This is a genomic window from Sulfuricurvum sp. RIFOXYD12_FULL_44_77 (genome assembly GCF_001830725.1).
Classification (GTDB): Bacteria; Campylobacterota; Campylobacteria; order Campylobacterales; family Sulfurimonadaceae; genus Sulfuricurvum; species Sulfuricurvum kujiense_A.
In genome coordinates this window covers 1-3,422 of sequence record NZ_MIBU01000302.1, presented here as the reverse complement: position 1 = coordinate 3,422, position 3,422 = coordinate 1, and the positions used below count along the sequence as shown (strand labels likewise).

Below are 3,422 nucleotides of genomic sequence, written 5' to 3'. Positions count from 1 at the left end.
TTTGCCAACGAGATGATCTCCATCCTCGATATACCGAAAATCTACGCCCAGCTAATCCAGCCCTACTCTCGCCCGCTTCACAAAGTGATGGCGTAAACGGTACCGGACTAAAAAATAAGCGATTTTGCTTTCAGCGCCATCATAGTGTATTCATGAGGCGACGAAGGCATTTTAATGTAATTTTTGCGTTTCAAATTGTAAAGGCTATCAGTGCCGATCAATTCCGAGCTTTTGATAGCCCCTTTATAAACGATCAATGTATTAAGCATCTCAACCGAGGTTTCAAACCGCTTTGCCACTTCATTCAGATAGGTTTCAAACCCTTCTTCCTGCGATTCACGGTTTAATATAAATAAATTCGGCACATACGGCAAACCGTAATTTTTAATCGTCCAGTTAGTAAATGCCTGAATATCATACATGGGGAAATTCTTTTTCAGTTCTTCACGCATTCGGCTTCCTTCACTGTCTTTAAAACCTACAATCAGTACGGATGTCCGAAAATCGACTTCAAAAAAATGGCGAAGTTGTCCATACAGTCGATTATTCTCATGTTCGAGCCAGCTTTGCGTCGTCAACTCCAAATGTCTTCCTTGTGTATTACAATAAGACCTAAAACTCTTAGATGTACGCATCCCCTTCCAAAGAGATCTATCAAACTCGGCACGGATCTGATTAGCGGTTTTTACCATTCGATGAATCTGAGCTTTGAGAATCTGCTCCCACTGATCCATAATCTCATTTTCTAAAAACTGAGATAAATCGTTAAGTTGTTTGTCATGGTTTCCCAACGCACCCCGATACGATGCAAGGTCGTGCTCGTACTTTTCGTAGGTCTCTTTAAGCTGTTTGGTTGGGGTCTCTTTATACATTTGAATAAGTTTGTTTTTCCGTTCAATTAACGTTTTAATTGCAATACGATAACGGCTTATTTTAGCGCTCAATTCGGCATACTCATTATTTTTCGGCAACAGTTTCATACGGATATAGCCAAGAATCTCTTCGGTTGTAATTGCGCTTATTTGCGATTCATACCGATCTATTTTTTGCAGCTGATCGTATAGATATTCGAGTTCGAAATAATTTTCAATACGGTGATCAATCATCAATACCGAACGATAGACCGACTCGATGAATGAGGCGAATATCTCTTTTGGAATCTCCCTCAAACGCTCTTTGGGAAAAGAGAGTTCTAAGGTCATCGATTCAAACGAGGCAAAGAGGAACTCTGCCAATTCACTGAGGGTCTCCGTTTCGATCACATCCAAAGAGGCAAGGTTTTCAACATTCTTTTTCACATCAAAAAAAAGTTTGATCTCACTTAGTCTTGTTTGCAGTCGAATCGGTTTCTCTTCGATCAAGGGACGAAACGCCTGAACAAAAGCCGTATGTTCGAACGGTTTCGGCAACGCGGCCATGATCGAGGAACCGTCCACCATCGTCAATGCCATGTCGATGCTTCCTGAGAGAACAATGATCTGTAATTTGGAAAGAAGTTCTTTTTCTTCCAAAATTTCAATCAACTGCAATCCGTCCATGACGGGCATCGTCAAATCTAAAAAGACAATCCCCATTTTTTCATCGTCTTCATAAAGCATAGCCCATTCGCTGATTTTTTCAAGCCCCTCTTTACCGTTTACGGCTTCAGCGACATTAAGACAATTGAGATTTTCCAGCTGTTTTCGTATGATGTTCCGCATCGCCAGGCTGTCATCGATGATCATAATCGGTCCATCGTAAACGAGCTGTACCGTTTGTGCTTTGGAACTGATAACATTCAGCAGCGATACTGCGGTTCTTTCAAATTCGCTTCCGCTAAAAGGTTTCGGGATGACCGTATCGATTTGTAGTTCCCGTATCCGCTTTTGACCCAACTGAATCACTTCCGTCGACATAACGACAACATGAATCTGATCTCGCCATGGGACACGATTGAGCCATTCTAAAACGGCGAAACCGTCCATCACCGGCATATTGATGTCTAAAAATATGCACCCGTATTCGTACTGCTGCAACAATGCAAGGGCTTCTTTGCCATCAACCGCTTCATCTATCTGATCGTAGCCGTGCTTCAACAAATAACGCGTTACAATCTTACGAACCGTCAGACTGTCATCGACAATTAAAATTTTTATGACAGCCCCTTTCACGCAATCTGCTCAACTGTTCGTCGTAGCGTTCTCGGAGTAGCTGAGCCGCAAACCGTCCTCACTCATCACGAAACCGTGGATGGCGATTTTCCCCTCATGCACCATGCGGTGATGCTTGGAACACAGCGGAATGAGATTGTAGCGGTGATTCATCCCGTAATGACCGATCGATCCGCCATCATCGGCATTCGATTGAGGGACGATATGATGTACCTCATCCACCGCTTCGTCGCACAACGCGCATTTGGTCAAAAAGAGTTTGTTGTTGTAACGGCTTTTTTTCTCCCGTTTCAGCATCGACGCTTCGTGGGTTTTATCGGTGATCCGTCCTCGGATTTCGTACGCTTTTTTCAAAAAGGTCTCATCCATGTGGAGTGATTTGGCAAACTCCAACCCGTACAGCGTCGAGCCGCTCCCGCTTTTGAGCTTTCGATCATACACCAGCTTATCGCTCGCCTCATCGTAATAGACCCCTAGATGGAGCAATACAATCTCTTTTGCTTTTTGGATTTCGGCGAGGGATGAGAGCTGATGCAGATGGGTGGCGAAGATAAACATACTTCCGATCTCGCGGAGTTTGAGGATCGCACTTGCGACGATAGCGAGAGCCGATTCGGTTTCGGTACCGTGGCTGATCTCATCCCCTAAAATCAGGGTATTTTCCGTTGCACGGTTAAAGATATTCCGAAGTTCCAACATCTCCACCGCAAACGTCGATAACCCTTTGTAGAGATTGTCTTTGGAAACGATACGAGTAAGGAGCTTATCGACAGGGGCGAAACGCATCATGGCACACGGGACGAAAAATCCCCCCTGCGCCATCACAACCGAGAGCCCGATACTCTTCATGAGGGATGATTTACCGCTGGAATTGATTCCGTACAGCAAGACCCCTTTGACATCTTCACTGCCCTCAATCGTCGGGTGCTCTTCATAGGTGTGCTGATCGACGGAGCCTAAAAAAAGATCGTTCGGGACGAAAATCCCGTTCTCTTCGCGCGATTCGATGAGCGGATGGCGCAATCCCACCGTCTCGATAAACGCTTTGGGAGAGGAGACGATGGTGGGTCGCACATAGCGGTACTGCTTGGCACACTTCGCCCCGCTCAAACTCACATCGACGACGGCGAGAAATGAGATCAGATGCTCGATGGCGTGGGAAAACCGCCGCTCAATCTCCTCCAACTGTTCACGGTAACGCTCTTTGACCTGCGCGATCATCCGTGACTTGGCTCCCGCATTTTCGATCGAGAGTTCATCGAGGAGAGTCGA

The 3,422-nt window shown here is 45.5% G+C and carries 2 protein-coding genes; both read right to left on the bottom strand.

The annotated features are described in order from the left end of the window. Positions 1 to 107: 107 nt before the first annotated feature. Positions 108 to 2,150 (bottom strand): response regulator, encoded by a 2,043-nt coding sequence (locus A2517_RS11110; protein ID WP_294897023.1) that lies wholly within the window; start codon positions 2,148 to 2,150, stop codon positions 108 to 110. Positions 2,151 to 2,159: 9 nt separating this feature from the next. Continuing rightward, positions 2,160 to 3,422: HNH endonuclease (locus tag A2517_RS11105; RefSeq protein WP_367187997.1), on the bottom strand; the 1,263-nt coding region annotated here is incomplete at its 5' end.